The 5,066-nt window shown below is 66.6% G+C and carries 3 protein-coding genes; all 3 read left to right on the top strand.

Going from position 1 to position 5,066, the window contains the following annotated elements; genetic code table 11:
• The first annotated feature begins 313 nt into the window (after window positions 1-313).
• Window positions 314-1,993: an electron transfer flavoprotein-ubiquinone oxidoreductase gene (locus IP69_RS21240; protein ID WP_054144824.1), complete on the top strand. Its 1,680-nt coding sequence runs from the start codon at window positions 314-316 to the stop codon at window positions 1,991-1,993.
• Window positions 1,994-2,493: 500 nt separating this feature from the next.
• The gene (locus IP69_RS21235; RefSeq protein ID WP_082359522.1) at window positions 2,494-4,263 is read left to right on the top strand and encodes a tetratricopeptide repeat protein; all 1,770 of its coding nucleotides are present in this window, start codon (window positions 2,494-2,496) and stop codon (window positions 4,261-4,263) included.
• 203 nt (window positions 4,264-4,466) lie between these two features.
• A partial coding sequence (locus IP69_RS21230) for a 4-(cytidine 5'-diphospho)-2-C-methyl-D-erythritol kinase (protein WP_248306930.1) occupies window positions 4,467-5,066 on the top strand: 600 nt, incomplete at its 3' end.

Here is a 5,066-nt window from a genome sequence, read left to right as displayed (position 1 = left end):
CCGCTTGCGGTGGGGAGGGTTAGGGTGGGGGGCCGGAAAGTCGGAGCACGGTCCTGAATCGTCTCACCCGGCGGCACTGCCCCCCACCCCGGCCCTCCCACCGCAAGCGGGGGGAGGTAGAAGCGAGGCGCCGGCCTGTGTCCTGGAGCGCCGCACGGTCGCTGCCCGGTTGCAAATTGAACCCCACGCTTGGATAGAGGGTTTCCAGAGTGTCCACCCCGCCGCCTTGAAGCGGCAAGTGGGATTGTTTACATATAAACTAATTGGTTCGAGGCCGAAGGCGGGTCTCGAGAGCAGGCTTTCGGAGGGCAGGATGGATCTCGAACAGGCACGGGCCGAACCGCGCGAAAGCATGGATTACGACGTCGTCATCGTCGGCGCCGGCCCCGCCGGGCTGGCGGCCGCGATCCGTCTCAAGCAGCTCGACGAGACCGTTTCCGTCGTCGTGGTCGAGAAGGGCGCCGAGGTCGGCGCGCACATTCTTTCGGGCGCGGTGATCGACCCAACGGGCCTCGACGCGCTCCTGCCCGACTGGCGCCAGGACGACGCTCGCCCCCTGAACACGGAGGTCAGCGAGGATATCTTCTACTTCCTGACGGAGCCCAACGGCATCCGCCTGCCCAATTTCGGCATGCCGAAGCTGATGAACAACCACGGCAATTTCGTCGGCTCGCTCGGCCTCGTGACGAAGTATCTTGCGGCGCGTGCCGAGGCGCTCGGCGTCGAGATCTATCCGGGTTTCGCCGCCGCCGAACTGCTCTTCAACGAAGAGGGCGCGGTCGTCGGCATCGCCACCGGCGACATGGGCGTCGCCAAGGACGGCACGGTCTCGGAGCGCTATACGCGCGGCATGGAATTGCGCGGCCGCTATACGCTGCTGGGCGAGGGCGTGCGCGGCTCGCTCGCCAAGATCGCGATCCGCAAATACGGCCTCGATGAAGGCCGCGAGCCCCAGAAATACGGCATCGGCCTCAAGGAGATCTGGCAGGTCGCGCCGGAGAGGTTCGTCAAGGGCCGGGTCCAGCACTCCTTCGGCTGGCCGCTCGACGGCACCACAGGCGGCGGCTCCTTCATCTATCACTTCGACGACAACCTGGTCTCGGTGGGGTTCGTCATCCATCTCAACTACACCAACCCGACGCTCTCGCCCTTCGATGAGTTCCAGCGCTTCAAGACCCATCCGCTGATCAAGGACCTGTTCGACGGGGCTAAGCGCCTCTCCTACGGCTCGCGCGCCATCACCGAGGGCGGCTGGCAGTCGGTTCCGAAGCTGACCTTCCCGGGCGGCGCGCTGATCGGCTGCGCGGCGGGCTTCGTCAACGTGCCGCGCATCAAGGGCAGCCACAACGCCGTCGTCTCCGGCATGCTCGCGGCCGAAAAGCTCGTGCCCGCGCTGGCGGCCGGCCGCTCGCATGACGAGGTCGTCGAGATCGAGACGAGCTGGCGCGAGAGCGCCATCGGCGCTGATCTCAAGCCCGTGCGCAACGTCAAGCCGCTCTGGTCGAAATACGGCACGCTGCTTGGCATCGGCCTTGGCGGCATCGACATGTGGCTGAACCAACTCTTCGGCTGGTCGCCCTTCGGCACGATGAAGCACGGCAAGCCCGACCATGCGACGCTGAAGCTGCTGAGCGAGGTCAAGCCGATCGTCTACCCGAAGCCCGACGGCAAGATCACCTTCGACAAGCTGTCCTCGGTCTTCCTCTCCTCGACCAATCACGAGGAGGACCAGCCGGCCCATCTGAAGCTGACCGACCCGTCGATCCCGATCGACAAGAACCTGCCGCTCTATGGCGAGCCCGCGCGGCTCTACTGCCCGGCCGGCGTCTACGAGGTCGTCTACAAGGATGCGGATGCAAAGACCGATCCGCGTTTCGTGATCAACGCGCAGAACTGCGTCCACTGCAAGACCTGCGACATCAAGGACCCGGCCCAGAACATCACCTGGACGGTGCCCGAGGGCGGCGGCGGTCCCGGCTACGCGAATATGTGATCGGCGCCATCGCGCCTGCGATGAAACGATAAAAAAGGGGCCTGCCGATCGTGGCAGGCCCCCTTTTTTTGGCGTTAAGGACCGGCAGGGAGGCCGGATCAGCCCTTGCGGGTGACGGCCGGGGTCGGCTTCTGCGGCTGGGCGCAACCGGCGGCGAACCCGGCGAGCAGAGCAACGGCTGCGAGGCTGAGAACGAGCTTCTTCATGAGGGATATCCTGTTCGAATCACAATGTCGGGCGTGGACCCAAGCAACGTAACGTCATCCATCCTGTCATAACGATAAGAAAATCGAGTTTACGCTACGGCGCCCTGCGGTTTCGCGCCACTGTGGCATGCCGGCTACGAAGCCCGGGCATCGGCCGGCGAAGGCTTGCCGGGCTGCCTGGAAACGGCCATCTTGGGAGCTTACGCGAAGCGGTCACGGTCGCGCTGAATGACCACGCCTCCCGCGGCGATCGTGGCGGCGGACGCAGGGAGAATGGCAGTCGTGGTATTTCGAATGAACAGCCGTGGCGCGCTCACGGCGGCCGCCTTGGCATTGCTGCTGGCCCAGCCGGCCGCGGCCCTCGCTCAGGGCGCGACCCCTCGTAGCACTGAGCAGCTCGATCCCGCCGAGAGCCTCGAGGGCAATTACCTCGCCGCGATCGTCGCAGGGGCCGGGCGCGATCTCGGCGCGGCGTCTGTCTTCCTGCGCGAGGCGATCAAGGGCGATCCGCAAAACAATGATCTGCTGGAGCGGGCTTTTGTCGCGTTTCTGGCCGATGGCGCCATGTCGGACGCGTTTCGCGCCGCCGACCGCCTGATCCAGCGCGACCCCAGCAACGGCCTGGCGCAGCTGGCCGCGGGCATCCGCTCGCTGAAGCAGAAGAACTACCAGACCGCGCGCAACCATCTCCAGCGTGGCGGGCGCGGCCGCGCGGCCGACATCACCGCGACGCTGCTCTCGGCCTGGGCCTATCTCGGTTCGGGCCAGACCACCCGCGCCATCGAGACGCTCGAGCGGTTGAAGGGCGAGGCTTCCTACAACCTCTTCCGCGACTATCACGCCGGCCTGATTCTCGATGCCGCCGGCCGCAAGGCCGACGCCGAGAAGCGCCTCAAGAGCGCCTATGATTCGGAAAAGACCACGCTGCGCCTGGTCGATCTCTGGGCTCGCATGCAGGCGCGCAATGGCGATTTCGAAGCCGCCGCCACGACCTATGGCGAGTTCGACCGGCTGTTGCCCAATCACCCCATCGTTCGCGACGGGCTGGCCAAGGTCGCCGCGAAGCAGGCCCCGCCGCGCCAGGTCGGCAACGCCCAGCAGGGCGCGGCCGAGGTGCTCTACGGGCTTGCCAGCGCCGGCAACCGCCAGGGCGACGAAGCCGCGGCGCTCCTCTATCTGCGGCTGGCGATCTATCTCGACCCCAATCACGACCTGGCCATCCTCACGCTGGGCGACATCCTGGAGCGCGCCCGCCAGCCCGAGGATGCGGTCGCGGTCTATGAAAAGATGCCGGCGACCTCGCCGCTGCGTCCCAATGCCGAAATCCAGGCCGGGCTCGCGCTCGAAAATCTCGGCAAATCCGAAGAGGCGGTGAAGCACCTCACCAGCCTGATCGCGGAGCGCCCTAACGATGTCGATGCGCTCTCGGCGCTCGGCAACATCTATCGCTCGCGCAAGATGTTCCAGGAGGCCGCCGACACCTATGACAAGGCGATCGCCAAGATCGCCTCGCCCGGCCGCGCCAATTGGGATCTGTTCTATTTCCGCGGCATCGCCCGTGAGCGCATCAAGCGCTGGCCCGAGGCCGAGGCCGATCTGCGCAAGGCGCTCGAACTCCTGCCCGAGCCGCTTGGCCGCGAGCGCGCGCTGGTCCTGAACTATCTCGGCTATTCGCTGGTCGATCAGCATCTCAAGCTCGACGAGGCGCTCGACATGCTGCGCCGCGCCGTCGAACTGCGCCCGCGCGATGGCTACATCACCGATTCGCTCGGCTGGGCCTATTACCGCCTGGGCCGCTACACCGAGGCGACGCGCGAACTCGAACGCGCCATGGAACTGCGCCCCTCCGATCCGGTCATCAACGACCATCTCGGCGACGTCTACTGGAAGACGGGCCGCAAGCTCGAGGCCGGTTTCCAGTGGAACCACGCCCGCGACCTCAATCCCGAGCCCGAGGATCTGGTCAAGATCAAGCGCAAGATCGAGCGCGGCATGGAAGATGGCCCCAACGCCAACGCGATCGAGCCGAAAGACCCGGCCGAACCGAAGAAGGATGGCGGCTGAGCTAGCTGTCGTTGCGAAGACCCTCTCCGTCATTCCGGACAAGCCGCGAAAGCGGCGCCGCTCCGGAATCCATCATAGGACTCGACGGCGCTCGATGATGGATTCCGGGTCTCCGCTGCGCTTCGCCCGGAATCACGGTGCTGGTGATGGCAATCCGGATCGCCCGTCTTCCGCTGTGATCTTTGCCGTTGGGGATGGCTGTCGTGTTGCCGCCTGAAGCCCCCCTCACCACCCGCGCCCGCGCCAAGGTCAACCTGACATTGCGCGTGCTGGGCTGCCGCGCCGACGGCTATCACGAGCTCGAAAGCCTCGTCGCCTTCGCCGGCGCGGGCGACACGCTCTCGCTTGAACCCAGCCCTGAACTTGCCCTGACGATCGACGGTCCGCGCGGGCAGGGGCTGTCCGCCGACGACACCAATCTGATCCTGCGCGCGGCGCGTGCACTTGAAGCCAAGACCGGCCCGCTCCGCACCGGCCGCTTTCACCTGGTCAAGCGCCTGCCGGTCGCCTCGGGGATCGGCGGCGGCTCGGCCGATGCTGCCGCCGCGCTTCGCCTGCTGGCGCGGCTCAACGGGCTTGCCGCCGACGATTCCGCACTCCTGCGCGCCGCCGCCACGGTCGGCGCCGATGTGCCGGTCTGTCTGGCCTCCCGCGCGCGCATTATGTCCGGTATCGGCGAGCGCCTCGGCCGGCCTTTGACCCTGCCGCCACTGTTCGCGCTGCTGGTCAATCCGGGCGTCCCCGTCGAGACGGCGGCGGTGTTCAAGGCGCTGGCCGCTCCCTCCCTGTTGCCCGCCATGACG

Origin of the sequence: Allobosea sp. AAP35, assembly GCF_001295925.1 — a bacterium.
Classification (GTDB): Bacteria; Pseudomonadota; Alphaproteobacteria; order Rhizobiales; family Beijerinckiaceae; genus Allobosea.
The sequence above is the reverse complement of the archived record's forward strand: the minus strand, read 5'-3'. Positions and strand labels throughout refer to the sequence as shown.

What these genes read in the sequence shown, in the direction of transcription:
- IP69_RS21240 (WP_054144824.1), top strand. Translation starts at nt 314, where the DNA reads ATGGATCTCGAACAGGCACGGGCCGAACCGCGCGAAAGCATGGATTAC.
- IP69_RS21235 (WP_082359522.1), top strand. Translation starts at nt 2,494, where the DNA reads ATGAACAGCCGTGGCGCGCTCACGGCGGCCGCCTTGGCATTGCTGCTG.